The sequence below is a fragment of the Streptococcus equinus ATCC 9812 genome (genome assembly GCF_000187265.1).
Lineage (GTDB): Bacteria > Bacillota > Bacilli > Lactobacillales > Streptococcaceae > Streptococcus > Streptococcus equinus.
On record NZ_GL698429.1, the window covers coordinates 1,261,503 to 1,288,324 of the forward strand.

Sequence of the window (26,822 nt, forward strand, 5' to 3'; positions counted from 1 at the left end):
TTCACACCTAGTCCGATTGATAGATACTAAATCTTTTTACCAGCTTCTTCTTGAAGACGCTTAGTTTCTGCAAGACTTTCAGTTTGCACTTGCGAAATTTGGTTGTATTCCTCTTGGAGTGCTGAAAATTGTCCAGCCATAGACTCTTGAGAAGTATGTAACTCACGAAGTGCTTTTTCTTGACTCGCTTTAAAGTCTTGATATTCATCATACAAGTTAGTGAGTTGCTGCGTTATAGTAGTCTGTCTTTCTTGAAGATGTAATATCTCATCAGCCATTAATTCTTGAGATGCATAGACTTCATCAAATGCATCTTCTTGACTCGCTTTAAAATCTTGATATTCATCATAGAACATATCAATATCTTTCAAATGTTGAAGTTCATCCAAGTCGTCCTTATGTTTTTTAAGAACTTCAATAACCATTTTTTGAGATTCTATAAGTTTTTGATTTTCTTCAAGACCTCGAACGGCTTTTTTATTTGCTTCTTTAGCCATTTCCATATTCACCAAAATACGTTGCAAGTAGTCCTGATCAAGTGAGTCAAATGCAGCAGCAACAAACCCAAAGAATTTATAAATTTCTATAAGTTGATTATTATTTTCTTTCAGAGAAGCTTGAATCTTTTTAGTAATCTTATTTACATCTTCGGCCTTAACTATTGCATCATGTATAAAAAATAAGCCCTCTTCTGTTTCAGCTAACATAGGAAGTTCTGATTTCTTTGATACACGCTTAGCTAACTCATCAATGTCTTTTTTAGACTTTTTAAAACGTTCGGTCCAACTAGTAAACTTACTATAATTATTCAAATTAAAGCTATTTGTCTTGTTTCTGATAACAGTTTGAGGAGTATAATCTTTTTCTTTAGCAGTTTGAGAGATATAATCTGTTGATGGTTCTGCGATAACAACATACTTTCCTTGCTCTTTTTTCCATTCCACTATGCCAGCTTTTTCCATTTGTTTAACTGTTTCACAAACTTCATTATAGTATTTGTTTGTTTCTTTTGTGATATCTGTAGGTGAAAAGCCTCTGTATCTGTAATAGTTAAGAATATATTCTTGAATTTCTTTTGACATCTTATCTCCTATTTCAATAAATCTTCTAAATCTGCTTGCATTTCCGCAATGTTATAGTCACTCTCAGGAACGGGCGTAAAGATTTCCTCTAATGCTTCTCGTGTTATTTTATTTGCTTCTCTATGTCGGTTATCAATCTTCTTCATAATCTTCTTACTCTCGACCTCTAGTCTTTTTTTACCAAGAGCAATTTGGATTTCTTGTTTACGAAGGATTTGGTTGTTTTTGTCTATAGCCTGAGATCTCAAATCACTTTTTTGTTTTTTAGCGATAAGTTTATTAATCATGTTTAATGCTATTGCACCAATTAAACCTGAAATAACTGCTCCAAAAAACATACCTAAAACATTAGCAAGACTACCTAGTAAAGGAATTTGAATTGTAAAAATCGGAATCGTCATCAACCCCTTTTCAATAGTCTCACTAAGCACCAATGCTCCAATTCCACTCATACCAGCAATGACAATTTTACCCGCTTCCATCAATCGTATTTCCAGTGATTTACTTTTATTCTCTGGACTCCTTAAATAATCAATAGCTCCTTTTAGTGATTGCCAACTCTGTTTTAGCATGGTCCACACCTTTGTTAGTGTACTAAAAACTGGTCCCACAATTGTACTTACAATGGTCATAACCGACGTTTTTCCTGCATTAATGACTTTAGCTTTCAACTCTCCAACAAACTTATGTATTGTTTCTTTTAAGGAATCTAGCAAAGTTTTTAATTTACGTTGTCCAGACTTAAACCATTTCACAAGGTGAACAATGACTTCCTTAACAAAATCAGCTAGTAATTGCATAACTACTTCACGAATTAAGGACTTTCCAGTAAGAAAAGCTTCTTCTTTTTGACTTTGACGTCCTTCTTGTTCTAAGCGTTCCTCTCCCTCTTTTTCTTTTTGCTTGATAAAATCATCCGACTCTTGTTTGGCCTTTTCATAGTGTTTTGTCTTATCCTTTTGAGCCATCTCCTCATCTAATTTATTACTTTTTCTGTTATTTCGTTCGGCCGTCGTGTAACCTTGTAAATTATGAGAATCATTGATAATATCCGCTAGTTGCTCATTATTATATGCCATTTGAAGACTTGAATTTCTGTAAAGCTTTTCTGAAGGATTCACATGTTCTCGTTGAGCGGCTAAAGGATTGTTCTTATTACCTATTTTGGTCTTAGTTGGGATTTTTCTTCCTGTATAGATATCTCTAACAGTCTCTATTCCATTCTTATATTGTTCTCCTGCCCTTTTTAATGTTTTATCCATTCCAGGATTAACATATTTAGCCCTAAATTCTTTATGAGGTTTATTCTTAAATCTATCATAATTCTTTTCTAGTTGTTCCCTACTATGATAGTTATGTTTTGCAATCTTCCCTTTTTCAAAATTTTCTACAGTCTGGATATGTGCACTATTACGTAAATCTAAGGTATTACCATGATTTTCTTTAATAAATTCCTCACCCACAGTAACAGCAAGTTGATTTTGAACCTGCTCCATTATGACATTTTGAACAACTTTTCCTAATTCTTCGGGGTTGTCAATTTTTTCTCTTTCGTCATTCAAAAGCTCCAAATCAGCAACCAAATCTCCAACTTCTTGATTCAACACTTCTTCCATCGCATCAAAGTCAAAATTTTCATAATCAAGACTATCTGCAACAAGTTCTTGTTTCAATTCTTTTTCATTGTCTTGCATAAGGTCCATATCTACTCCTCTTTTTCTAATATTCTTACCCTATCTCCTTGACTTCTTAGCCACATTTCAAGGCCTTTACCAAAGGCTTCTGCTCTGGCTATTACACCTTTCTCTGTTTCTTTTTCGATGCGGACTGTTGGGAGCCTGTCCAGTAAGGCTTCTAAAACACCTGTAAATTCGAAACGAATCGTTTGTAACTCTCCACTATACATGAATGGCGTCCTCTTTTTAAAACCTGCTTCATCATAACCCCTAGGGTCTATTGTAAAGGTTTCATTAGTGATTTTTATCGTTTCAATTCGGTCAACTCTAAATATAATTGGATACTCAATCGTTACATCCATTGGAAATGCCAATAGGTAAAAATAAAATTCCGAAAAGACAATTCCAACAGGCTTTACCTTATGTTGTTTAATCTTCTTATCTACTCGCTGATAATCAATCTCTATTATCTGTTGATTGGTAATTGTTTGTCTAAGTTTCCAAATATCATCAATAAGCGCTTTGCCATGTTGAAGTTCTAAATAATGAAATCTTTCATTACTAATTGCATCCTTAACACCTCTACGTTCTTCTCCTTGGCAGAGTATAAGTAATTTATCAACAATTTTGTTAAACTCTTCCTTATTAAAGGCACGACTTTCAATTAGAATTTTACAAATGGCAAAAATCTCTTGCTCTGTAAGATTTTTGGCACTTTTATCCAACCTGTAACAATTTTCCTTACGATCATAGATAATATCACCTAACCCTTTTTCCCGGTAATAATCCCTAAGTTTATTGATATCTCGTTGAAATGTCTTGGAATCAATACAAAATGTTTCCAAAAGATCAGCTTTTTCTAACGATTTGCCCTGATTGATACGATTATGAAGTTCTAATAACCTAAACGCTGACGCTGTCATAACCAACCCTTCTAAATTCACTCTCAATAATTTTTACTGTCACATTATACCATATATGCAGGGACAGTTTTTGGGGTTGTACTTTATCTTTTATCTATTTTTGTAAAAAAATTATTTTATACGCTATATATTACCAACTCCTAGCCCCAAAAATCCTAGCCAAACTCTTCCCTGAACTTTAACCCATAAAATCTTTGCCACAATTACAGTCTTCGCTTGTCATTCTTGACCGTTTTGCGGTAAAATAAAATCAATCTTAGATAGAAATGGATTGAATATATGTCTCGACCTAGAAATAATGGAGGGGGCCTCATTACCGCTATTATCGGGGTTATCCTTCTCATTGCTTTGCTTGAAAGCTTGTTAGAAATCATTATCCCACTTGCTATCGTTGGTGGTGTTGGATACGGTATTTATTATTTTGCGACCAAGCAATCACGTCTTGAAAAGGTTAATACTAAGCAACGTTTGCAAGATTTAAAAGATAACATTCGTATTGCTGACCGCCAAGTCAAACTTTTGGACAGTTATCTCGATGAAAAAAATTACACCCAATACGTTGTCAATGCGCGCCAGCTATTGCCACAAATACGTCACATCAAGTCTGAACTTAGTGATCTCAAAGCCAAAATGGATTTAAATATCTACAAGCGTGTTCTCAAAAAAGCTGAAACCGTTGAAAAAGATATCAAATGTCACCTAGACCGACTAGATGTCTCACCAGTAAATCCTGACATTTCTGAGGAAGAAGCTGATTTACTAAAACTCGCTCCAGAGTTGGCTCATCTTTACAATAACATTCAGCAAGACCATTTGACTATCTTGAAGAAGATTGAAAATGCTGATAACAAAGAGGAACTCACTGCTCTTCACGAGGCTGATATGGACCGCTTCCGCGATATTTTGGATGGCTATCTAAAAATCAAAAAAGCCCCGAAAAATTATTACAATGCTGATGAGCGTTTAGCAAAAGCGAAAGCCATAATGGAAAAATTTGATTTGGCTCTCGATGAAACGCTTCGAAAACTGAATGAAAGTGACTTGAAAGATTTCGATATCAGTCTTCGCATGATGGCTGACGACGATACAAACTTATAAGTTTAATGGGAGGGTATTATGGCTGATACTTTTAACTTTGACATTGATAAAATCGCAGACAATGCAATCACAAAAACAGACAAAACAACCGAAATCATCGTAGCAACTGACACTTCAGCAACTGGTCAAGTCTCTTTTTACGACAAATTGACCCCTGAACAACAATCAGCAATCACAGCCAAAGCTCCTACTTTAGTTGATAATTTTGTTGCTGACCAAAATGCTCTGCTTGATTTTGGAACATCTGCTGTTGAAGAAGTTAACACAACCGTCAACCGCATTTTGGCTGAGCAAAAGAAACTTGAAATTCCACAAGTTGATGACCTGCTCAAAAACACTAACCGCGAGTTAAACGGCTTTATCGCCAAATACAAAGACGCTAAGCCTGCTGAGCTCGAAAAGAAACCAAATTTCCTACAAAAGCTCTTTAAGCAAAGCAAAAATAGCCTGCAAGAATTCTATTTCGATTCACAAAATATCGAGCAAAAAATGGATGGTATGGCTGCCGCCGTTGTCAAACAAGAAGAAACCTTGGCTCGCAACATCGTCTCAGCAGAAATGCTAATTGAAGATAATAACAAATCTATTGAAAACTTGGTTGGCGTTATCGCCTTTATCGAAGCTTCTCAGACAGAAAGTGCCAACCGTGCGCAAGCTCTTCAAAATGAACTAGCAACACTTGATAGGGCAACGCCTGATTACCAAGTAAAATCTGACGAGCTAGCTCGCATGACCGAAGTCATCAATACGCTTGAACAACAGCATACTGAATACCTCAGTCGCCTTTACGTTGCTTGGACAACCACACCGCAAATGCGCAACATGGTCAAAGTCTCATCAGATATGCGCCAAAAACTTGGTATGCTCCGTCGCAACACCATTCCGACAATGAAATTGTCAATTGCACAGCTCGGTATTTTGCAACAATCCGTCAAATCGGGCGTGACTGCTGATGCCATTGTCAATGCTAATAACGCTGCGCTTCAAATGCTTGCTGAAACGAGCAAAGAAGCCATCCCTATGCTTGAACGCACTGCACAAAGCCCAACCGTTTCTATCCAATCTGTCACAGCTCTTGCTGAGAGCCTCGTCGAACAAAACAACGGCATTATCGCAGCTATCGACAACGGTCGAAAACAACGTGCTCAACTCGAAGCAGCCGTTGTAAAATCCGCAGAAACCATTAACGACTCTGTTAAAATTCGTGACCAAAAAATCGTCGAAGCTCTTCTTAACGAAGGCAAAGAAAGCCAAGAAGAAGTCGAGAAAACAACTGTCACAGAAGAAAAATAAACTAAAAAGCGAGGTTTCCCTCGCTTTTTCGCTTCTCATTTTTCACTGCATGATTACGCTTTACAGCTCACAATACTAGCCCATCAATTTTGCTTTGTGTTATAATATTCTTATGGATAAACTTATAAAATCAATTTCAAAATCTGGTTCTTTCCGTGCTTATGTGCTTGATAGCACTGAGACTGTTAGAACTGCTCAAGAAAAACACCAAACACTTTCTAGCTCTACAGTTGCTCTTGGTCGAACACTTATTGCCAACCAAATTTTAGCTGCTAACCAAAAAGGAGATAGCAAAGTAACTGTCAAAGTTATTGGTGATAGCTCACTTGGTCACATCATTTCTGTGGCTGATACAAAAGGACACGTTAAAGGTTACATTCAAAATACTGGCGTTGACGTTAAGAAAACAGCTACTGGCGAAGTTATTGTCGGTCCATTTATGGGAGCTGGTCAATTCGTTGTCATTACAGACTATGGCATCGGAAATCCTTACACTTCTTCAACTCCACTTGTCTCAGGTGAAATCGGTGAAGATTTAGCCTTTTATTTGACTGAATCTGAGCAAACACCTTCTGCCGTTGGACTTAACGTCCTTCTTGACGACGAAGACAAAGTCGAAGTTGCAGGAGGATTCATGTTGCAAGTTCTTCCAGGTGCTTCTGAAGAAGAAATCAATCGCTACGAAAAGCGTATCCAAGAAATGCCTGCTATTTCAAAACTTTTGGAATCTGACGACCACATCAAAGCTCTTTTAAATGCTATCTACGGCGAAGACGAATACAAAGTTCTCTCTGAAGAAGAAATCGGCTTTGACTGTGACTGTTCACGTGAACGTTTTGAGAATGCCCTTATCACACTTGGTAAAGACGAACTCACAGCCATGAAAGACGAAGACCACGGCGCTGAAATCACTTGCCAATTCTGTGGTAAAACTTACAACTTCACTGAAGAAGATTTGGAGGGGTTAATCAATGACTAAACTCAGCTCATCATTTATGATTGGTGATGTTGAAATCCCTCACCGTACGGTTCTAGCACCCATGGCAGGGGTGACAAACTCTGCTTTTCGTACTATTGCCAAAGAATTTGGAGCTGGCTTAGTCGTAATGGAGATGATTTCTGAAAAAGGTCTCCTTTACAATAACGAAAAAACTCTTCACATGCTTCATATTGATGAAACAGAACATCCAATGTCAATCCAACTTTTTGGTGGCGACGCAGATGGTCTAAAACGCGCAGCTGAATACATCCAAGAAAATACAAAAGCTGACATCGTTGACATCAATATGGGCTGTCCTGTCAATAAAGTTGTCAAAAACGAAGCAGGAGCAAAATGGCTCAAAGACCCTGATAAAATTTATCACATCATCGATGAAGTCACTTCTGTTCTTGATATTCCACTTACCGTAAAAATGCGTACAGGCTGGTCAGATAACTCTCTAGCCGTTGAAAATGCCCTTGCTGCTGAATCAGCTGGTGTCTCTGCCCTTGCTATGCATGGACGCACACGTGAACAAATGTACACAGGTAAATGTGACCTTGAAACACTTGCTCGCGTTTCAAAAGCCATCACTAAAATTCCATTTATCGGAAATGGTGACGTGCGCAGCGTTCACGATGCGAAATACATGATTGAAGAAGTCGGTGTTGATGCTGTTATGGTTGGACGCGCAGCCATGAACAATCCTTACATCTTCACTCAAATCAATCACTACTTTGAAACTGGTGAAGAATTGCCAGATCTTCCATTTGTCAAAAAATTGGACATCGCAGAAGATCACCTCAAACGCTTGATTGACCTCAAAGGTGAAAAAATCGCTGTCCGTGAATTCCGCGGCTTAGCCCCACACTACCTCCGTGGTACTGCTGGCGCTGCCAAAATCCGTGGAGCCGTCTCACGCGCAGAAACCATCGACGAAGTCAAAGAAATCTTTAATAGCTTGCGATGAGATAAAAAAATCCCTGATAACAAAAGTTATCGGGGAATTTTTGTACCTAAAAACCTACTGGTTGTTACCAGCAGGTTTCAATTTTATGCAATATCAAATTTGAGTTGACCTTTTGAAACACCAATTTTAAGAGTATTTCCGCTTGCCAAATTACCTGATAGGATAAGTTCAGATAGTTTATCTTCGACTTTATCTTGAATAGTACGGCGAAGTGGACGAGCACCCATTTCTGGGTCATATCCAGCTTCAGCAAGGTATTTAAGCGCTGATGGTTGGAATTTAAGTGTGATATCTTTTTCAGCCAAAGTTGCAATCAATGGTTTAACCATAATTTTAACGACATCGCGCATATTTTCTTGTGTTAAATGGTGGAAGACAACTTTTTCATCAATACGGTTGATAAACTCAGGACGATAAGCTTTCTTAAGTTCTTCCATGATACGTTTTTGCATAGCATCATAGTCATGAGCCATATCACGCGCACCAAATCCAACAGTTTTATCATCACGAAGAGCTGTCGCACCAAGGTTTGACGTCATGATAATAATAGTGTTTGAGAAGTCAACTTTACGACCACGACTGTCTGTCAACACACCATCATCCAAGACTTGAAGAAGCACATTGAAAATATCTGGGTGAGCTTTTTCAACCTCATCAAATAGAAGGACTGAATAAGGTTTGTTACGAACTTTTTCTGTAAGTTCTCCACCTTCTTCATAGCCAACATATCCTGGAGGCGCTCCGTTAAGACGACTCGCCGCAAATTTTTCCATGTACTCAGACATATCGAAACGAATAAGCGCAGATTCATCATCAAAAAGAAGTTCTGCCAAAGCTTTAGCAAGCTCTGTCTTACCAACCCCAGTTGGTCCTAAGAACATGAAAGAACCAATTGGACGTTTACCTGTGCGAATACCTGCCTGATTACGGCGAATCGCACGGCTGATAGCAGAAATCGCAGCATCTTGACCGATAACACGTTTGTGAAGTTCTTTTTCAAGCGTCAAATATTTCTTGCTATCGGCTTGTGTCATTTTCTCAACAGGAATACCTGACAGACGGCTAAGAGTTGCCATAATGTCATCTTCAGTGACAACTGCCGGCTTACGTGTCACAACCTTGCGAGATTTTTTAAGCAATTTCGTTGCTTTTTTGAAATCACCTTCTAAGATAGCTTTATCAATATCAGACAACGCTTCAGGAGCTTTTTTCTTAACAAGACCTTGAACTGTTGCACTCGTTTCATCAAGCAAATCAATAGCTGAGTCTGGAAGATTTTTGCTTGTCAAATAGCGGTGTGCAGCTTTAACAGCAGTCAGCACAGCTTCATCAGAAATGATAACATTGTGGAATGTTTCATAAGATTTCTTAAGTCCAAGAAGAATCTGATAAGCATCTTCAACACTTGGCTCTTCAATCGTAATTTTCGCAAAACGACGAGAAAGCGCAGCATCTTTTTCAATGTGTTTTTGGTATTCTTCTTGTGTTGTCGCACCAACCATGTGAAGTGTACCGCGCGCAAGAGCTGGTTTTAAGATATTAGCAGCATCCAAAGTACTATCAATACCTGAACCAGAACCCATGATAGTGTGGACTTCATCGATAAACAAAATAATATGACCATCAGCTTCAATGTCTGAGATGATTTGGTTCATGCGTTCTTCGAAATCACCACGGAAACGAGTCCCCGCAACAACACTCATCATATCGAGCTCTAAGACACGCATATCTTGGAGTTCATAAGGAATTTCACCATTGACAATACGTTGTGCCAAACCATAAGCAAGAGCCGTTTTTCCGACACCAGCTTCACCAACTAAGACAGGATTATTTTTAGTCTTACGGCTAAGTACTTGAACCATGCGAGAGACTTCTTTTTCACGTCCGATAACTGGCTCAAGTTTTCCTTGACGAGCTAATTCAGTTAAATCACGAGTGAAGTCTGATAATTCTCCCGCAGTTGACTGAGGCTTCATCATTTCTGAGAAAGCTCCGCCCATTGTAGCTTTTTTAGGCTTACGAAGATCATGGATAGCTTTGATTTTTTCTTTGGTAAATCCAGCATTACGTGACAATGATTTACGTAAATCAAGCAAGCGAACTGAGTCACCATCTTCTTTATTTTTGAATCCAGCAACTTCTAACAAACGTGTCGCAAACAAATCAAGATTCAAGAGCATGGCATAAAGCACGTGCTCAGTTCCGATTTCTGTACCGTCAGTTACTTTGCAAATAGACTCAGCAAACGCCAACACGTCTTTTAAAGCCTTTGATTGTTCTAAAAATTGAACATTTTTCACATCTGACAATGGTGCTTTACCAAGAGCCAAAACAGCTGCTGCTTCGTACTCTTCATAGGCAATCTTATTTTGATATTCAGCAAACGTCAAGCCAGCCACTGAATCATGAACAGCAACCATGGCTAAAAGCACATGCCAACTTTCTAAATATGGGCTTTCAAATCGCGCAGCCTGAAACTGGGCAATGCTGAAAACCTCCTGCATTTTCATTGAATATTCACTCATAAATGGAATCCTTTTCTATCTAATCGTTGTAAAATCTTTCGCAACATGCGCGCTCGAATCTCAGGCGCATCTTTTCCAAGAACTTCATCAGAAGCTGTTGCTAAAATCAGATTTCCCTCACGTTCACTGATAATTTTTTCATCAAAAAGCAATTGAATCAAATCTGTAAAAACTTGCTCACTGATGCACTCGCCAATACTTCCCATCAAATTATCAAACATTTGGTGTTGATCTGAAAAGCTCACTCGCGCAATGCGGATATAGCCTCCGCCACCTCGCTTGCTTTCGACTATATAGCCACGACTTTCTGTAAAACGTGTTTTTATCACATAATTAATTTGGCTAGGAACAACTTGAAAGGCATCTGCCAAGTTTGACCGTTTAATCTCAGCAATACCAGATTGAGCTAGTAGTTGCTTGATATACTCTTCAATACTATCAGATGTATTTTTTGCCATTAGCTTCCTCCTTTTCAAGATTAAAGACCATTTTTAGATGGACTCTCTTTGACTATAACTGACTAATATTATAACAAAAATATCATGTTTTATAAACGAAAATACACTAAATGACCGAATCTACTAGGCTTTCCCCAAAATTGCCACCATAACAAGAAAATTTTTGAAAATAATATTTTCTATTCCTACAAATTTTAGTTGTTTTTGCCCAAAAGATAAGATACAATTGTCTTTGTAACAAATGAAAGGTTTCAAGTAAATGAACTATATTATTACATTTTTGATTGCCATGGTGCCACTTGTTGAACTTCGTGGTGCTGTTCCATACGCCATTGCGACAGGAATTCCAATGTGGCAAGCACTGATTATTGGTGTTATTGCAAATATGATTCCCGTACCAATTATTTTCTTCTTTGCACGCCGTGTCTTGGAGTGGGGTGCTGATAAACCAGTCATTGGCGGTTTCTTTACTTGGTGCTTGAAAAAAGGACATAAAGGCGGTAAAAAACTCGAAGAAGCAGCCGGAGACAAAGGTGTTTTCATCGCCCTTCTTCTCTTTGTTGGTATTCCAATTCCTGGTACAGGAGCTTGGACAGGTACCCTTGCCGCTTCAATCCTCGACTGGGACTTCAGACGTAGTGTTACAGCTGTCATGCTTGGCGTCATCCTAGCAGGCTTAATCATGGGAACACTAACAGTTCTTGGTCTTGGTGCTTTATCTTAAGAATTTGAAAAAGAGTTTGGAAAAACTTCCAAACTCTTATAACGTCAATAAACTTACTTTAATTTAAAATAATACATAAGTAATATTTTCCTATGTTCAAATTCATAATTTTAACGAGCTTTGCTCGCAACAAAAAGATACTGACCGACGTGGTAAAAGTGGCTGAAACAAAAATAATTTCAGCCATCCGGAAGTTTTGAGACCTTAGGCTCAAAACTTAGGCATGGAATTCCGTAGGGAGTCGCTGCCGACGGCACCGCCTAAGGAAAGTATCAAAAAATTTTTAAAACAAAAAAAGAAGACCAACAAGTGATCTTCTTTTTATTTAGCAAACAATTCTTATTTGTTAAGAGCTGCTGCCATTGTAGCTGCAACTTCTGATTCGAAATCGTTAGCTGCTTTTTCGATACCTTCACCAACTTCAAAACGAGTAAAAGTAACAACTTTAGCGTTTACTGAATCAAGGTATTGTTCAACAGTTTTGCTGTCGTCCATGATGTAAACTTGTGCAAGAAGTGTGTATTGTTGGTCAACTTTAGTGTTGTCAAGCATGAAGCGAGACATTTTACCAGGGATGATTTTATCCCAGATTTTTTCTGGTTTACCTTCAGCTTTAAGTTCAGCTTTGATTTCTTCTTCAGCTTGAGCAATGATTTCGTCAGTCAATTGTGATTTAGAACCATATTTCAAGTGAGCAAGAGCTGGTTTGTTAACCATTGCACGTGATTCGTTATCAAGGTCGATTTTGTGGTTCATTTGAGCCAATTCATCGTGGATGAATTGTGGGTCAAGTTCTTCATATGAAAGAACTGTTGGTTTCATAGCTGCAACGTGCATTGAAACTTGTTTAGCAAGAGCTTCGTCGCCACCTTCAAGAACTGTGATAACACCGATACGTCCACCGTTGTGTTGGTAAGCACCGAAGTGTTGTTCATCAGTTTTTTCGATAAGTGCGAAACGACGGAATGAAATTTTTTCACCGATTGTTGCAGTTGCATTAACAAAAGCTGCTTCCAAAGTGTCGCCTGAAGCCAATGTTACTTTAAGAGCTTCTTCGTTGTTAGCTGGTTTTTGTTCAGCGATAGCTTTAGCTGTTTCTTTAACCAATTCAACGAATTGTGCGTTTTGAGCAACGAAGTCAGTTTCAGCGTTAACTTCAACAACTGCTGCAACGTTACCGTCAACGTAAGTACCAGTCAAACCTTCAGCAGCAACGCGGTCAGCTTTTTTAGCTGCTTTAGCCATACCTTTTTCACGAAGCAATTCAATTGCTTTTTCCATGTCACCGTCAGTTTCAACAAGTGCTTTTTTGGCGTCCATAACACCAGCACCTGATTTTTCACGCAATTCTTTTACTTGAGCTGCAGTAATTGCCATTTTTATGTCCTCCAGGTTTTTTGTTTACTAAATAATAAAAACGAGACAGAGCGGTTTGCTTTCTGCCCCGTTTAAAGCATATCTAAGACTGTTAAGCCTCGAAATATTATTCGTTGTCGCCTTCTACAACTTCAACGATTTCTTCGATTGAATCAGCTTTTGCTTCTGCTCCGAAGTCAGCATCTGCATCTTCACCTTGGCGTCCTTCGATAACAGCGTCAGCCAATTTAGAAGTGATCAATTTAACGGCGCGGATAGCGTCATCGTTAGCTGGGATAATAACATCGATATCATCTGGATCAGCGTTAGTATCAACCATAGCTACTACAGGGATACCAAGTTTTTTAGCTTCTTTAACAGCGATTTGTTCTTTGTGTGGGTCAACAATGTACATAACGTCTGGAATACGAGGCATATCTTCGATACCACCCAAGAATTTTTCGAGACGAGCACGTTGTTTGTTAAGAAGAGCAACTTCTTTCTTAGGAAGAACTTCAAAAGTTCCATCTTCTTCCATACGTTTGATTTCTTTCAAACGAGCGATACGTTTTTGGATAGTATCCCAGTTTGTAAGAGTTCCACCCAACCAACGGTGGTTGATGTAGTATTGACCTGCGCGTTCTGCTTCTTCTTTAACAGCGTCAGCAGCTTGTTTTTTAGTACCAACAAACAAGATTACAGCGTCGTTTGCAGCTGCATCACGAACGAATTCGTAAGCTGCGTCAGCCATTTTTACAGTTTGTTGAAGGTCGATAACGTGGATACCGTTACGTTCTGTGAAGATGTATTTAGCCATCTTAGGGTTCCAGCGACGAGTTTGGTGACCGAAGTGAACACCAGCTTCAAGAAGTTGTTTCATTGAAATTACTGCCATGAGTAGTTTCTCCTTTATAAAATGTTTTTTTCCTCTTCCAGACTTCATCTTGCAAGCCCACCCATAAAGAGCAACAGGTTCACAATACATCCAGAATGAGTATTTTGTTGTACAATACAACTACCATAGTTTATCACAAAATCAAGGCTTTGACAAGCCATATGCTGCTTGAAACAGTTTTTATTTTCGCCATTTGACAGCTCTTTTTATCAATCATTTTGAAAACGAAAAAAAGCCCGACAATGTCGAGCTTTTTTATGTCATGAAGGCGGTAGACGGATTTGAACCGACGATCAAGCTTTTGCAGAGCCGTGCCTTACCACTTGGCTATACCGCCATAACAGATAATATTTTACCTTAAATTCAAAAGCTCGTCAAGCCTTATTCGTGAAATTCTGCAAGACAATTCTGAAATCCTGTAAATAGTCCTTTTTTACACAAAAAAAGTCACCCAACTAGAGTGACTCTCTCTCATCATCAAAATTGGCAGCACTCATCAAAACATTTAACTCACTAATTGCAACGACAAAAGGGAACGTAAAATTTGTCTTATATGGAGATAAAAGTTTTGGCGCCTTTGCTAATAGCTTCAAAACAGCATCATATCGGCTTTACTGTGGATTGCTCCACGGACAGGTTGGAAAGCCATAAAAATGCAAGACTTATTTTTTTGCTAATGCCAATTAACTGGCTCTTTTAGCCGCAACGCTTCATTATTCAACACATCTTAAGCACCACTATCGCACGCCATCTGTTAAAAATGGTAAGGGGTTAAACAGATTTTTCTAAACAAGTTACCTTAAAAAAGGATGTAGTAGTTAAGATGGATTTGATGCCAAGAAATGTCTGACTTCCTGGAAAATACTATTAGCACCGCTATTTAATATAAAATGACAGATGGATGGTGGAAAGAAAAAAGAAATTTCAACAGTACACAAGTAACACTATGAAAGCATTCTTCGTACTCTAATCCGCAGGAGATTATACTGACGTTAAAACACTCTTATCCTTCACCTTGTGAAAGTAATAATACCTTATATCAATAACGTTGGTAAGGCTGCCAGAACTAGTATTAATCATGATAACCAACACTTCTGTAGCTATCACCAGAAAACATAAAGCACCACTTTCAAAATCAGACAGCTCAAATTAGTCTAATTTTCCCTAGAATCAACTCATGAATGGTAATGGAGAAGAAGCTAATGTAATCCTAGGACACACCAAAATGAGCAAAACAAATTTTGAATTCGCTAAAAAAATCCAGCCCTAAAGATAAAATCTCTAAAGTGATGATAATAAAACACGTTTCGGTATTCTTTTTCGAAAAATAATAACCAATAAGTAAACTATTCAAATAGGTTACACCAATATCTTACCACTCATGCGTAGAATTTTCTGAAAATTGTATATTTGCTTAATAAAAAAAGTTTATTTGCGGATTTGCAAATAAACCGATTTCGCACTTTTCGCTGTTAAAATGAAGACATACTTACTAAGGAGGATACTACTAATGCTTAAACTAACCCTTAAACAATTACTAAAAACTGTCGTTCTGATACTTCCATTTTTTGTATATTACCCATAAACATAACACTTGTTAAAACCAATCAAATCAACCAGAGTAGTGAAATTCATCTGCCCTAACTAATTTCATTACCATTAACAACTATGACTAATATATAAAATTTGGAGGATACTTATTATGTTCACATTGAAAAAAACTGCTAAAGAATTGACTAAACTTGCCCTAATCGCCCCAATTTTTGCTGTTGGATTACTACTATTTGCCTAACTACTTATTTTTAAAAATGCAATTAAAGTTGAATTACCAATTTCTTCAACACAACTTAAAAAGTGTTCTAAATCAGAAAAATCATCTGAGCCATTTTCAAGATGAGAAATAATCTTTTTCAAAAATTTCAAGCTAGTTATTGCGAACATGTCTTGATAAGTTAAAATCTTCTCTAAGCATTCAATAAAATAATTTGCTTGATAAATTTTTCGATAACTGACTAACAATATAATCAGATTCAAAAAAACGATTTCTGCATTTTTCTTATGGCTAGGAATAGATAAATATAACTTATCTTGATCAACAAACACCTTCCCCAAAAAGATTAAATCAGACTCAGATAAGATAGGCATTGTATTACCGAAAACAAATAGTTCATACTCTGTCCATTCTTCAATTTCATAAAGATATGAAGTTAAAAAACTTTTTTCTTCATCAGTAATCACATATGAAGGATCCAATGTGTAGATATACGTTTTAATGATTAATGCAGCTAAACGATTGTAAACATCAGAAACCTCATATTCTTTATCTGACTCTAGCAAATTACGAAGGCCTTCAATATCTTGCATATTGTATAACTTTGTAGCTTCATTCACCAAATGATATAATTTCGGCTCTTGATAGTTATTAATCGCGTGTCCGAATTCTGAGAAGGTCATGTGGATGCCTGAGATGGCGATTAGAAGTTTATCGGCAGCGAGCATTGATTGTCCGTTTTCGAAACGTGAAAGTTGTGACACAGAGAGGTTTTCTCGTGCGACATCTTTTAGTTTCAACCCACGCGCAATTCGTAGTTCGCGATAAAGTTCACCCAGTTGCATTGATTTTTCAAGTTTCATACAGTCTCCTTTTTTGACAAAATCCCAATAATCTTGGATTTATAGAAACTACGTTTTCTAAATTCTCCCAACAAGAAAGGTCATATCTGTTATCCTAAACAGCTTAGAAAATCATAGTTCTATATTTCTATTTTAAAAAACTAGTTATATTATCTAGGTATACTAACTAATGTTTGTTGTATCATATTTTTAAAAAAGAAATAGAAAAAAACAAGAACTTGCCTAATACAAGTTCTTGTTTGGCTTATTATCTTAAGTGATTACCAAATAATGACACGGTCTTCTGGTGCACGCCACATTGGGTCACCAGCTTTGATATCAAATTCTTCATGAAATTCATCAAAGTTTGTCAGTGTCACATTTGTACGAAGTTTACCTGGTGCGTGAACATCAATACTTGCTAGCATTTGCATGTACTCATCGCGAGCTTTCATACGCCAAATAGTTGCGAAATTGATGAAGAAGTCTCGAGCTGAAAAATCATCATCTTGCTTAGCAGCTTCAAGCGCACAAGCAACACCACCAAGGTCTGCGACATTTTCTGAAACGGTTAATTTACCATTTACTTTTGCCCCATACGAATCAAGGCCATCAAATTGGTCAACGATTTTATCAGTGCGTTTCGTAAATGCTTCGTAATCCGCATCAGTCCACCAGTTATTCAAGCTACCATTTTCATCAAATGATGCTCCATTAGTATCAAAGGCATGTGAAATTTCGTGAGCAATGACTGCTCCGATACCACCATAGTTAGCTGATGAACTTTGTTCCAAGCTATAAAATGGTGCTTGTAAAATAGCTGCTGGGAAAACAATTTGGTTTTGTTGTGGGTCGTAATAAGCATTGACCATGTGAGCTGGCATGTGCCATTCGCTACGGTCAACCGGCTGATTCCACTTGCTCCAGCTGTGTGCGATAGAAATTTTAGCAAGGTTTTGTGCATTTTCAACAAGTGATAAAGACTCATCGATAATCTTCTTCGCATAAGTTTCTGGCAATTTTTCCGGATAACCAATATGAGGAGTGATGACATTTAATTTCACAATAGCTTTATCACGAGTTTCTTGCGCCAACCAATCTGCAGAGGCTAAACGTTTCTTGTAAACGTCAATCATTGTTGCCACTTTGTGCTCAACATCAGCTTTTGCTTCTGGTGAGAATTTTTGACCAGCGTACCAAAGTCCAAGAGCTTGGCTGTAAGCACCAGATGCTAGATAGTAAGCAGCTTTCTTCTTGTCCATAGCTTGTGGTGTTCCAGAAAGAGCACGACTGTAAGTCCCTGCAAGAACACGAATCTCGTCTGTCAAATAGCTATTGTAACTTGTTGCTGCAGAAAGGATAAGGTCTGCTTTAAGCAATTCCCAATTCTTTTCAGAATAATATTCAGCAGCGAATTCTGTCCAAAAACGTTCTTCAGGAACGATAACTTTATCAGGAATTTCTCCCAAGATTTCTGTGAAAATTTCATCCAAAGGAAGTTCTGGTGCTAATTTTGTAAAATCAGCCCAATCATATGGGTGATAAAGTTTGACATACTCTGAAGATTCTTCGCGTGAAAGGACGTACTTAGCAAGTTTGGCATCGAGTTCGATTGTTTTATCCAATAAATCTTTGATTTCTTCTGCTGAAAAATCAAACTTCGCTAGCAATTCTTCTTGCATCTTGCGCCAAGTCGCTATTAATTCTGTACCTTTTTCGTGATCATCAGCGTAGTAAGTTGTATCTGGCAAGATTGTGCTAGGGGCTTCTGCCCACAACACATTAAGCTGAGCATTCATGAAATCTGGCGCTACACCAAATGGAAAAGCATTTGGTTTTCCAGTCATTTCAAATTCTGCAATACGCTTAGCAAAATCTGAAAATGACGCTAAAGCTTTATATTCTTTAATCAGCGGTAAAACAGGTGCCACACTGACAGCTTCGCGTTTTTCATAATCAGATGTCATGCGGTGAAATTTAACAAAGTTTTGTAGGATGCTATCTTCTGGAACATTTTTCCCAGCTAACCAATCATCGGTTGTATCCAACATCAAATCTTCGATTTCATCAGCCAAATCTGAAAAACCACCTGTACGTGGTTTATCATCAGGAATGACGGCTGTTTTTTCCCATTCGCCATTGACAGCATCATAAAAATCGTCTTGATATCGAGTCATAAAAAATCTCCTTTAATCTATTAGAACCATTTTATCAAAAAAACGTGAGAATAGCTGATATAAAGCGCATTTGTTAGAGATTAAATAACGGACTTTCTGACACTTTTTTGCTATACTTAGGGCAAGGAGGCGACTATGACTAAAAAACATTATAATTGGGCAACCCTAGGAACTGGTGTCATTGCTAATGAATTAGCGCAAGCACTTCAACAACAAGGGCGAAAACTCTATTCTGTTGCTAACCGTACTTATGATAAGGGGCTAGCTTTCGCTGAAAAATATGGCATTGACAAAGTTTATCAAACTATTGATGAGGTATTTGACGACCCTAACGTAGATATTATTTACATCTCAACGCCACACAATACACACATTAACTTTTTGCGCAAAGCCCTAGCAAACGGCAAACACGTTTTATGTGAAAAGTCAATTACGCTTAACGCTGACGAATTGGACGAAGCTATCAAGCTAGCTGAAGAAAATCACGTCATTTTAGCAGAAGCCATGACCATTTTCCATATGCCAATTTACCGCAAGCTTTCAGAAATCATTGCGACTGGAAAACTCGGTGAATTGAAGCTCATTCAAATGAATTTTGGTAGCTACAAAGAATACGATATGACAAACCGTTTCTTTAATCGTCAGTTAGCTGGCGGTGCACTTCTTGATATTGGTGTCTATGCTCTTTCTTTTGTCCGTTGGTTTATGACATCAACGCCGACTCAAATTGCTTCCCAAGTAAAACTAGCTCCGACAGGAGTCGATGAACAAGCTGGGATTTTGCTAACGAATAGCCAAGGCGAAATGGCAACTCTGACGTTAAGCCTTCACGCCAAACAACCAAAACGTGGAACAATCGCCTACGATAAAGGCTATATCGAACTTTACGAATACCCTCGTGGGCAAAAAGCGGTGATTACCTATACCGAGGACGGACATCAAGAAGTCATCGAAGCTGGAAGTACCGCACTCGCTCTTTCCTACGAAGTCGCTGACATGGAAAATGCCGTTTCTGGTCAAGAAAATGCCATGCACCTTGACTACACCAAAGACGTCATGGACATTATGACAAAACTCCGCAAAGACTGGAACCTCACTTACCCAGAAGAAGAATAAAACCCTTGACATCACAAGGTTTTTATTCGAAAATTCACCTTAAAAATGTTATATTTAAAGAAAAACGTTGAAATAGGTGGGATTTCTAATTGGTAAAAAAAGAAGTTTTAGGGGCTACCACATTATCTATCTTGGTGATAGTATTTATCTTGGCAAATAACTATTTACCGAGTGTGGCTAACATTTTAAATTTTGTGGTCTTTTGGCTTTGCGTGCTTGTTTTACTTTACAGCATTGTCTTTCTTATCCGCGCAACATTAAAATCACGAAGAAAAAAATGAGCAGGGAAATCTCCCTGCTCATATATTTTTACCCGCCAGATTCGTCTCAAAGTGCTATAGGGTAAATGGAAATACACCATATCATGTGATTGTGCTCTATACTTGTTTAATACTATTTATCATCCTTATGGTATCATCTTTTTGGGAAAATCGTTGTCTAACGGAGTGTCTAAACTGCTTCTTTGCACATCATGTCTTGCTATTCTTGGCATGATTATCACTAGGTAATCGGTATGAATGTGATCAATTTGCTCAAACAAACGACTTAACACGTATCAGAACGTTTGGTATTCCCATTAATCCACACAGCTGTCTTGGAAAAATCGGCTACGGTTTAGCCATTGTATTGATAATTACCATTCTGGTCATTATCCTACTTGCTTTATAAATTTTCTTGATAAATAGTAAGTGTTTGATAAGGTTTTAAAATGATTTTTTCAGAAAGGTTTGTTTCTAAATAATTGCTTAACAAAACTTGTCCTGACTGATAAGCTTCTGGCAAATCAAGCTCAACTTCTTTAGCAAAAAAGTTATTCAACACCAACAACTGTTTTCCGCCAAAATGACGTTCAAACGCATAAATATAAGGATTATCTTGATAAGCTGACTGATAACTTCCTTCCGCAATAATTGGCAAGTCTTTTCTCAGACGAATCAATTGTTGATAGAAAGTGAAGATTGGTCCGCTTTTTTCATTTTCAACATTAATGTCACGATACGTTTTACCAACTTTCAACCATGGTGTGCCTGTTGAAAATCCCGCATTCTCTGAAGCATCCCATTGCATTGGCGTACGGCTATTGTCACGTGATTTTGCTTGAATAATGGCAAATGCTTCCGCTTCTGTCTTGCCTGATGTCAGTAATTCTTGGTAAGCATTTAAACATTCAACATCAACATAATCAGCCATGCTGTCATAATCTGGATCGAGCATACCAATTTCTTCGCCCATGTAAATATATGGTGTACCACGAGACAAATGAATGGCTGCGGCTAACATGGTCGCTCCCTCATTACGGAAGTTTTTAACATCTATGAAACGATTAATCGCACGAGGTTGGTCATGATTATTCCAGAAAAGTGCTGACCAGCCACCACCCTCACTCATTTTTTCACCCCAAGTATGGAAAAGGTTTTTTAATTCTTCAAAATCAAATGATTTTAACGTCCATTTTTGACCATTTTCGTAGTCAACCTTAAGATGATGAAAATTGAAAACCATATCCAATTCATGACTGTCAGGGTTGCTATACTGGATACAATTTGGAATGTCTGTAAAGCTCATTTCACCAACCGTCATGCTATTGTCATCTTGACCAAATGTCGTTTGATTTAACATTTTCAAATAATCGTGCGCAATCGGACGGTCTGTGTATTCAGGTTTACCATCAAAAGCAGTATTATCTTTCAGCTCTTCATCTTTACCGATTAAATTAATCACATCAAAGCGAAATCCCTTGACACCTTTTTCACGCCAGAAATTAACCACCTTGAACAATTCCTCACGCACATGCGGATTGCGCCAATTCAAGTCAGCTTGTGTAATGTCAAACAAATGCAAATAATATTTGCCAGTATCACCAAATGGTGCCCAAGCATTGCCACCGAATTTTGAAACCCAATTCGTCGGCGTATCACGTAAAATGAAGAAATCTTGATAATATTTGTCCCCAGCTAAAGCTTTTTGAAACCATTCATGCTCTATTGAACAATGATTCAAAACCATATCAAGCATTAATTCAATGCCATGTTCCTTAGCTTTTTGACTTAATTCTTCAAAATCAGCCATTGTCCCAAATAAGGGATTGACCGCTGTGTAATCTGAAATATCGTACCCATTATCACGTTGAGGACTTGGATAGAAAGGGTTGAGCCAGATGACATCAACACCTAATTCTTCCAAATAGGGTAATTTTTCAATAATCCCACGCAAATCCCCTACGCCATTGCCTGTCGTATCTTTATAAGATTTTGGGTAAATCTGATAAACGACTTTTCTCTTATCAAATGCCAATTTTTGCTCCTTTATCACAATTTACTTGCTGTAAAAATCGCTTCCCCACGCGCAACATCACACGGCAATTCTCGCGTAACATCCGTCTGGAAATCATTTTGATTGGTCACAATAACAGGTGTCGCCACAGGATAGCCAGCCGCTTGAATAGCTGCCATGTCAAAACTAATCAAAGCATCACCAACCGACACTCTATCACCTTGCTTAACATGAGCTGTAAAGCCGTCTCCGTCAAGATTTACCGTGTCCATACCAATATGCATCAGCAATTCAAGACCTTCATCTGAAACCAAACCAATCGCATGTTTTGTTGGGAAAAGAACTGACACCACACCGTCAACTGGCGCAACCAATTCTCCTTCTGTCGGTTCAATCACAACACCTTGTCCCATAACACCTTGGGCAAAAACAGGGTCTGGTGCTTCACTCAAATTTTTAGCACGTCCTGCAAGCGGACTTTGGATAGAAATCACTGTTCCTGCAGACACTTCCGCATCCTTTTTAGCCTCAACAACTGCCTGAACTTGTGAATTTTCTTCTGACTTCACTTCATCTTCAGCTTTTGTCAAGAAACCAACACGACGGAAAATAAATGTCAAAACAAATGGAATAACAATTGCAATCACCATATCAATGGCAAATAAGCCCATATATTTTGCTTGAATCGAAAGAATACCTGGCAAACCACCGATACCAATCGCATTAGCCGTGATATTGAAACTTGTACAGAATAGCCCTGCAATACCTGAACCGATCATCCCTGCAACAAATGGGTAAACATACTTCAAGTTAACCCCGAAAAGTGCTGGCTCTGTAACACCAAGATAAGCTGAAATCGCTGCTGGCAATGAAATTTGAGCTTCACGTTCATCATGACGATTCATCACATAAAACGCCAAAACAGCAGAACCTTGAGCAATATTTGACAAAGCAATCATTGGCCAAAGCCCAGTACCACCAGCATCCGCAATCAATTGTGTATCAATCGCATTAGTCATGTGGTGTAAACCAGTAATAACAAGTGGCGCATAAAGTGCACCGAAGATAGCACCAAAGAGCCATTTCACAGGACCAGTCAATCCAGCAAGTACCACTGCTGAAATACCTTTACCAATTGTCCAACCAATTGGACCAAGCACCGTATGTGCCAAAATCAATGCTGGAATCAATGATAGAAACGGCACAAAAATCATTGAAATCACTTCTGGAATATGCTTACGCCAGAACCGTTCCAGATAAGCCAAAGACAACCCTGCCAAAAGCGCTGGGATAACTTGAGCTTGGTAACCAATTTTTTGAACTGTAAAGAAACCAAAATCCCAAGTCCAGTTTACCGCAATTTCAGCAGCTGATGTGCTGACAACATTATAAGCATTTAACAGTTGGTTTGGAGAAATCAAACAAATCCCCAGAACAATCCCCAGAATCTGGCTAGTTCCCATTTTACGTGTCACAGACCAAACGATTCCCACTGGTAAATAGTGGAAAATCGCTTCACCTGGCAACCACAAGAATGAGTTCACACCAGACCAGAATTGAGAAACCTCAACAATCGTCTTACCATTCAATGCTGACCATTCTACACCTTCAAGGATATTACGAAAACCTAAAATCAAACCACCAACGATAATCGCTGGAATGATAGGTGTAAAAATTTCCGCAAACATTGCAAGCGCACGTTGTAACCAATTTTGATTTTTCTGCGCAGCTGATTTAGCCGCTTCTTTTGATACCCCTTCGATACCAGAAACCGCTGTAAAATCATTATAAAAAATAGGGACATTATTTCCGATAATCGCTTGGAATTGCCCTGCATTTGTAAATGTTCCCTTAACCGCAGGGATGGCTTCCAAACGCTTAACATCCGCCTTACTCTCATCATTTAAAACAAAACGCATCCGCGTCGCACAATGCGTTACCGCCGCAATATTTTCTTTCCCGCCGATAGCTTCAAGCATTTCACGGGCATCTCTTTCAAATTTTCCCATATGTCTTCGGTAAAACCGACTCCTTCGTTAGTCTATAAATAGTTGCTAGCTTTATTTATAAGGTTATTGTAATCGTTTTCTATTTTTTCTGCAAGTTATTTGGCATAAAAAGTACATTTTTTCTTAATTTTTTTAAGTTGTATGGTAATTTAAAAACAACTTTAGAAAACTAAAGGAATTTTTCAACACAACTCATGAAAAAATACGAACAAATCTTTAAAGAACTTGAACACGATATCACCTCTGGCATTTACCAAGCAGGTGACTATCTCCCCACCGAAAACGAGCTAACCCAGACCTACCATATGAGCCGTGACACTATCCGCAAAGCGCTTAGTCTCCTTGCTGAAGCAGGGCTTATCCAAAAAATTCACGGTTCTGGATCTCAAGTCATCAAGCACAAGCAGATTGATTTTCCCGTTTCACAGCTCACAAGCTATAAAAGCTGGTCGACGCTCACCATATCAATTCCAAAACCAATGTCATTGCCATTGATAAACTTATCGTTGATGAAAAATTAGCTGCGCTGACAGGTTTCAAGAAAAATAACCTTGTCTGGCGAATCATTCGCCAACGTGTCGTTTACGGCACCGCTTCTGTCCTTGACATTGATTATTTAGACAAAAAAATCGTGCCAAATATGACACGAGAAATCGCCGAACAATCCATTTACGATTACCTTGAAAACCAACTCCCCCTCATCATCGCTTACGCTCAAAAAGAAATCACCATTGACCAGCTAACTGACCGTGACAAACTACTCCTTGACATCGGCACCAAACACCACGTTGTCTCTGTCAAATCAAAAGTTTACCTCGCCAACAAACACCAATTCCAATTCACCGAAAGCAGACACAAACTCGAAAAATTCCGCTTCGTTGACTTCGCAACCCGAAAACCACAGTAACATGTGACACCCATTTGCGGATAAAAAACGCAGTCTCTCCCACATCTCGAAAACTTTGAAATACCTTGGATTTTCTGCCAAATTGTCACCCCTACCACCCACACTAACTAAGGAAAAAACAATGATTGTTGCTGTTCAATTTCAGAAATACTTGCTAGCAAAGCAAGCACAAAAATGATGCCTACCGTCGCCCAAACAGTTTGAGCTAAAAATTGAAAGCAAGGAAATTAAAGCAAATAGCAAAAAAATTCTTCAACCAAAAAAGCAGCTGGACACGAAATGTCCAGCTGCTTTTGCATTAATGTCGTAATCTGCGGTAAACATTTACCACCAATAAAAGCACGATTAAAATAAATATTCCAAGGAATGGCGCAACCATCAATGGTTTCACCTGACTGGCTTCAGATGTCACACGCGCAGCATTTTCCTGATTAGCAATACGGTGACCACGAACCAAGAGACGGTGCGTATTGACACCATACGGCGTACAAGTCACCAAAGTCACATAATCTTGCTCTGGGTCAATCGCTAGCGCTGACACATCATCTGGCGTTACCGTCAAAATTTGGTCCACTTCGTAAGTCAAGGTCTCGTCCAAAACCTGAATCATGAACGTATCGCCCTCAACCAAGCGGTCAATATCCGTAAACAACTTCGCAGACGCTAAACCACGGTGACCTGAAATCACAGCGTGCGTCCCCTTACCACCAACTGGCAGAGACGTTCTAGGAATATGACCAACAGCCACCTGCAAAATACTATCTTCAGTACCGTGATAGATTGGTAAAGTCGTATTAACCTTTGGAATATCGACATATGCCATGATGCCAGTACCAGTGACATTCAGAATCTTATCGTAAACAGACTTCTCTGCCTTTGACAGATTCAAATCAGGCATCACACCTTTTGCCAAATATTGATTATAAGCCTTGGCTGCTGCCAACATGTCATCTTTCTTTTGCTGACCCATGTCTTGAACATTTTGGACATAGCCAGCTACCGCTTCTGATTGGTGAAATGAGTTCCAATAATCGCTAACTGTCGGATACAACAAAAGAGACAGCCCGATTATTAATATAAAGACGAGTACATTCGTCAAAAAATTATCTTTTGATTTTTTTCACATATTAAAGAGCTCTCCCGATAGTTGCAAGAATAAAGGGAGCAGAAAGTGAGCTCGTGCTCCTTGCCACTCCCTTTATCGGATGATTAATTAAACAAAGTTAATATTATTATAACAAATTCTTATTTAGCTGTATCCATACGTTTTTTTGTGATAAGAAGAACAGCCGCTACAAGAATAAGGATTGAACAGATAACGTAAAGGATTGGTGTACCCATACCACCAGTTGATGGAAGAAGTGCACCTTTACGGTTGACGATACCAGCTTTCAATGAACCGTCAGCTTTGTTAGCATCAAATTTTGCTACACCTGAAGTGGTATCACCTGAAAGTTTAGTCAATTGAGGGTCATCAGATTCTTTATCGTAGTCAGCGTCGATTGTGAATTCGATTGGTTTGATTGTGTTGTAACCATCTGGTGTCTTTGTTTCTTTAAGAACATATTTACCAGCGTCAAGGCCTTTGAAAGTGAATGTTGTTGCTTCATTAACAGTGACTGGTTTAGATTCTTTACCGTCTTTGTAAAGTGTGGAGTTAGCACCTTTCAATCCCAATTGTGACAATTTGTATTTGGTCATCAGAATCATAGGCTTTTCCATCTACAGAAACTGTAACGGTATTAGT

General features: G+C 38.4%; 19 protein-coding genes, 1 tRNA gene and 1 pseudogene. 7 read left to right on the forward strand and 14 right to left on the reverse strand.

The features are described 5' to 3' along the window. Window positions 1-26 precede the first annotated feature (26 nt). The 3 genes from HMPREF0819_RS06025 to HMPREF0819_RS06035 are packed head-to-tail and all read right to left on the reverse strand — an operon-like array spanning window position 27 to window position 3,681. Entirely contained in the window at window positions 27-1,082 is a 1,056-nt protein-coding gene (locus HMPREF0819_RS06025) for a hypothetical protein (protein WP_004233429.1), read from the reverse strand. Window positions 1,083-1,090: 8 nt separating this feature from the next. Then, the gene (locus tag HMPREF0819_RS06030; RefSeq protein ID WP_044023432.1) at window positions 1,091-2,776 is read right to left on the reverse strand and encodes a phage tail family protein; all 1,686 of its coding nucleotides are present in this window, start codon (window positions 2,774-2,776) and stop codon (window positions 1,091-1,093) included. Between the two features lie 11 nt (window positions 2,777-2,787). Further along, window positions 2,788-3,681: a helix-turn-helix transcriptional regulator gene (locus HMPREF0819_RS06035; RefSeq protein ID WP_004233434.1), complete on the reverse strand. Its 894-nt coding sequence runs from the start codon at window positions 3,679-3,681 to the stop codon at window positions 2,788-2,790. A gap of 279 nt (window positions 3,682-3,960) precedes the next feature. On the opposite strand from HMPREF0819_RS06035, the gene HMPREF0819_RS06040 reads away from it, so the two are divergent. The 4 genes from HMPREF0819_RS06040 (at window position 3,961) to dusB (ending at window position 8,021) form a co-directional block, all read left to right on the forward strand. Continuing rightward, entirely contained in the window at window positions 3,961-4,779 is an 819-nt protein-coding gene (locus HMPREF0819_RS06040) for a hypothetical protein (RefSeq protein WP_004233436.1), read from the forward strand. Window positions 4,780-4,797: 18 nt separating this feature from the next. Further along, window positions 4,798-6,072 carry a toxic anion resistance protein gene (locus HMPREF0819_RS06045; RefSeq protein ID WP_004233438.1) on the forward strand — a complete coding sequence of 425 codons (1,275 nt, stop codon included), beginning with the start codon at window positions 4,798-4,800 and terminating at the stop codon, window positions 6,070-6,072. 112 nt (window positions 6,073-6,184) lie between these two features. Then, window positions 6,185-7,051: an Hsp33 family molecular chaperone HslO gene (gene hslO / locus HMPREF0819_RS06050; RefSeq protein ID WP_004233440.1), complete on the forward strand. Its 867-nt coding sequence runs from the start codon at window positions 6,185-6,187 to the stop codon at window positions 7,049-7,051. Further along, the gene (gene dusB, locus HMPREF0819_RS06055; RefSeq protein WP_004233442.1) at window positions 7,044-8,021 is read left to right on the forward strand and encodes a tRNA dihydrouridine synthase DusB; all 978 of its coding nucleotides are present in this window, start codon (window positions 7,044-7,046) and stop codon (window positions 8,019-8,021) included. Before hslO ends, dusB begins: the two co-directional genes overlap by 8 nt. A gap of 83 nt (window positions 8,022-8,104) precedes the next feature. Here dusB and HMPREF0819_RS06060 read toward each other — a convergent pair whose 3' ends face one another. Then, a complete protein-coding gene (locus HMPREF0819_RS06060) occupies window positions 8,105-10,546 on the reverse strand; it encodes an ATP-dependent Clp protease ATP-binding subunit (RefSeq protein ID WP_004233444.1) in 2,442 nt (813 codons plus the stop codon). Continuing rightward, complete coding sequence (locus tag HMPREF0819_RS06065) at window positions 10,543-11,004, reverse strand: CtsR family transcriptional regulator (RefSeq protein WP_004233448.1); 462 nt, start codon at window positions 11,002-11,004, stop codon at window positions 10,543-10,545. The genes HMPREF0819_RS06060 and HMPREF0819_RS06065 overlap by 4 nt, the downstream gene beginning before the upstream one ends. Before the next feature lie 259 nt (window positions 11,005-11,263). Here HMPREF0819_RS06065 and HMPREF0819_RS06070 point away from each other — a divergent pair, with 259 nt between their 5' ends. Next, window positions 11,264-11,728 carry a COG2426 family protein gene (locus HMPREF0819_RS06070; protein WP_004233451.1) on the forward strand — a complete coding sequence of 155 codons (465 nt, stop codon included), beginning with the start codon at window positions 11,264-11,266 and terminating at the stop codon, window positions 11,726-11,728. Window positions 11,729-12,067: 339 nt separating this feature from the next. Here the strand turns inward: HMPREF0819_RS06070 and tsf are convergent, their stop codons facing one another. The 5 genes from tsf to HMPREF0819_RS06095 all read right to left on the reverse strand — a co-directional run bounded on the left by tsf (window position 12,068) and on the right by HMPREF0819_RS06095 (window position 18,769). After that, complete coding sequence (gene tsf / locus HMPREF0819_RS06075; protein ID WP_004233454.1) at window positions 12,068-13,105, reverse strand: translation elongation factor Ts; 1,038 nt, start codon at window positions 13,103-13,105, stop codon at window positions 12,068-12,070. Window positions 13,106-13,211: 106 nt separating this feature from the next. Continuing rightward, window positions 13,212-13,979, reverse strand: coding sequence for a 30S ribosomal protein S2 (gene rpsB, locus HMPREF0819_RS06080; protein WP_044023382.1), 768 nt, complete (start codon window positions 13,977-13,979; stop codon window positions 13,212-13,214). Between the two features lie 266 nt (window positions 13,980-14,245). After that, window positions 14,246-14,316: transfer RNA gene (locus tag HMPREF0819_RS06085), tRNA-Cys, on the reverse strand. 1,451 nt (window positions 14,317-15,767) lie between these two features. Then, window positions 15,768-16,613 (reverse strand): helix-turn-helix domain-containing protein, encoded by an 846-nt coding sequence (locus HMPREF0819_RS06090; RefSeq protein ID WP_004233460.1) that lies wholly within the window; start codon window positions 16,611-16,613, stop codon window positions 15,768-15,770. Between the two features lie 260 nt (window positions 16,614-16,873). Further along, entirely contained in the window at window positions 16,874-18,769 is a 1,896-nt protein-coding gene (locus HMPREF0819_RS06095) for a M13 family metallopeptidase (RefSeq protein ID WP_004233462.1), read from the reverse strand. Between the two features lie 135 nt (window positions 18,770-18,904). Between HMPREF0819_RS06095 and HMPREF0819_RS06100 the strand changes: the two genes are divergently transcribed. Next, window positions 18,905-19,885 carry a Gfo/Idh/MocA family protein gene (locus HMPREF0819_RS06100; RefSeq protein ID WP_004233464.1) on the forward strand — a complete coding sequence of 327 codons (981 nt, stop codon included), beginning with the start codon at window positions 18,905-18,907 and terminating at the stop codon, window positions 19,883-19,885. 663 nt (window positions 19,886-20,548) lie between these two features. Here the strand turns inward: HMPREF0819_RS06100 and treC are convergent. Together treC and treP are read right to left on the reverse strand one after the other, a co-directional pair. Beyond that, window positions 20,549-22,180 carry an alpha,alpha-phosphotrehalase gene (gene treC / locus HMPREF0819_RS06105; RefSeq protein WP_044023383.1) on the reverse strand — a complete coding sequence of 544 codons (1,632 nt, stop codon included), beginning with the start codon at window positions 22,178-22,180 and terminating at the stop codon, window positions 20,549-20,551. Between the two features lie 14 nt (window positions 22,181-22,194). Next, window positions 22,195-24,168: a PTS system trehalose-specific EIIBC component gene (treP, locus tag HMPREF0819_RS06110; protein WP_004233471.1), complete on the reverse strand. Its 1,974-nt coding sequence runs from the start codon at window positions 24,166-24,168 to the stop codon at window positions 22,195-22,197. Between the two features lie 194 nt (window positions 24,169-24,362). Between treP and treR the strand changes: the two are divergent. Continuing rightward, a pseudogene (gene treR, locus HMPREF0819_RS06115) lies at window positions 24,363-25,075 on the forward strand (trehalose operon repressor). A 298-nt stretch (window positions 25,076-25,373) separates the two neighbouring features. Here treR and HMPREF0819_RS06120 read toward each other — a convergent pair. Both HMPREF0819_RS06120 and HMPREF0819_RS06125 read right to left on the reverse strand, forming a co-directional pair. Beyond that, the gene (locus HMPREF0819_RS06120) at window positions 25,374-26,174 is read right to left on the reverse strand and encodes a class C sortase (RefSeq protein ID WP_115264985.1); all 801 of its coding nucleotides are present in this window, start codon (window positions 26,172-26,174) and stop codon (window positions 25,374-25,376) included. 146 nt (window positions 26,175-26,320) lie between these two features. Next, on the reverse strand, window positions 26,321-26,785 hold the full coding sequence (locus tag HMPREF0819_RS06125) for a prealbumin-like fold domain-containing protein (RefSeq protein ID WP_052295703.1): 465 nt from the start codon (window positions 26,783-26,785) through the stop codon (window positions 26,321-26,323). Window positions 26,786-26,822 lie beyond the last annotated feature (37 nt).

Excerpts from the sequence above, each read along its gene's own strand:
- HMPREF0819_RS06025 (WP_004233429.1), bottom strand. The coding sequence starts at position 1,082 with ATGTCAAAAGAAATTCAAGAATATATTCTTAACTATTACAGATACAGA.
- HMPREF0819_RS06030 (WP_044023432.1), bottom strand. The coding sequence starts at position 2,776 with ATGCAAGACAATGAAAAAGAATTGAAACAAGAACTTGTTGCAGATAGT.
- HMPREF0819_RS06035 (WP_004233434.1), bottom strand. The coding sequence starts at position 3,681 with ATGACAGCGTCAGCGTTTAGGTTATTAGAACTTCATAATCGTATCAAT.
- HMPREF0819_RS06040 (WP_004233436.1), top strand. The coding sequence starts at position 3,961 with ATGTCTCGACCTAGAAATAATGGAGGGGGCCTCATTACCGCTATTATC.
- HMPREF0819_RS06045 (WP_004233438.1), top strand. The coding sequence starts at position 4,798 with ATGGCTGATACTTTTAACTTTGACATTGATAAAATCGCAGACAATGCA.
- hslO (WP_004233440.1), top strand. The coding sequence starts at position 6,185 with ATGGATAAACTTATAAAATCAATTTCAAAATCTGGTTCTTTCCGTGCT.
- dusB (WP_004233442.1), top strand. The coding sequence starts at position 7,044 with ATGACTAAACTCAGCTCATCATTTATGATTGGTGATGTTGAAATCCCT.
- HMPREF0819_RS06060 (WP_004233444.1), bottom strand. The coding sequence starts at position 10,546 with ATGAGTGAATATTCAATGAAAATGCAGGAGGTTTTCAGCATTGCCCAG.
- HMPREF0819_RS06065 (WP_004233448.1), bottom strand. The coding sequence starts at position 11,004 with ATGGCAAAAAATACATCTGATAGTATTGAAGAGTATATCAAGCAACTA.
- HMPREF0819_RS06070 (WP_004233451.1), top strand. The coding sequence starts at position 11,264 with ATGAACTATATTATTACATTTTTGATTGCCATGGTGCCACTTGTTGAA.
- tsf (WP_004233454.1), bottom strand. The coding sequence starts at position 13,105 with ATGGCAATTACTGCAGCTCAAGTAAAAGAATTGCGTGAAAAATCAGGT.
- rpsB (WP_044023382.1), bottom strand. The coding sequence starts at position 13,979 with ATGGCAGTAATTTCAATGAAACAACTTCTTGAAGCTGGTGTTCACTTC.
- HMPREF0819_RS06090 (WP_004233460.1), bottom strand. The coding sequence starts at position 16,613 with ATGAAACTTGAAAAATCAATGCAACTGGGTGAACTTTATCGCGAACTA.
- HMPREF0819_RS06095 (WP_004233462.1), bottom strand. The coding sequence starts at position 18,769 with ATGACTCGATATCAAGACGATTTTTATGATGCTGTCAATGGCGAATGG.
- HMPREF0819_RS06100 (WP_004233464.1), top strand. The coding sequence starts at position 18,905 with ATGACTAAAAAACATTATAATTGGGCAACCCTAGGAACTGGTGTCATT.
- treP (WP_004233471.1), bottom strand. The coding sequence starts at position 24,168 with ATGGGAAAATTTGAAAGAGATGCCCGTGAAATGCTTGAAGCTATCGGC.
- HMPREF0819_RS06125 (WP_052295703.1), bottom strand. The coding sequence starts at position 26,785 with ATGATTCTGATGACCAAATACAAATTGTCACAATTGGGATTGAAAGGT.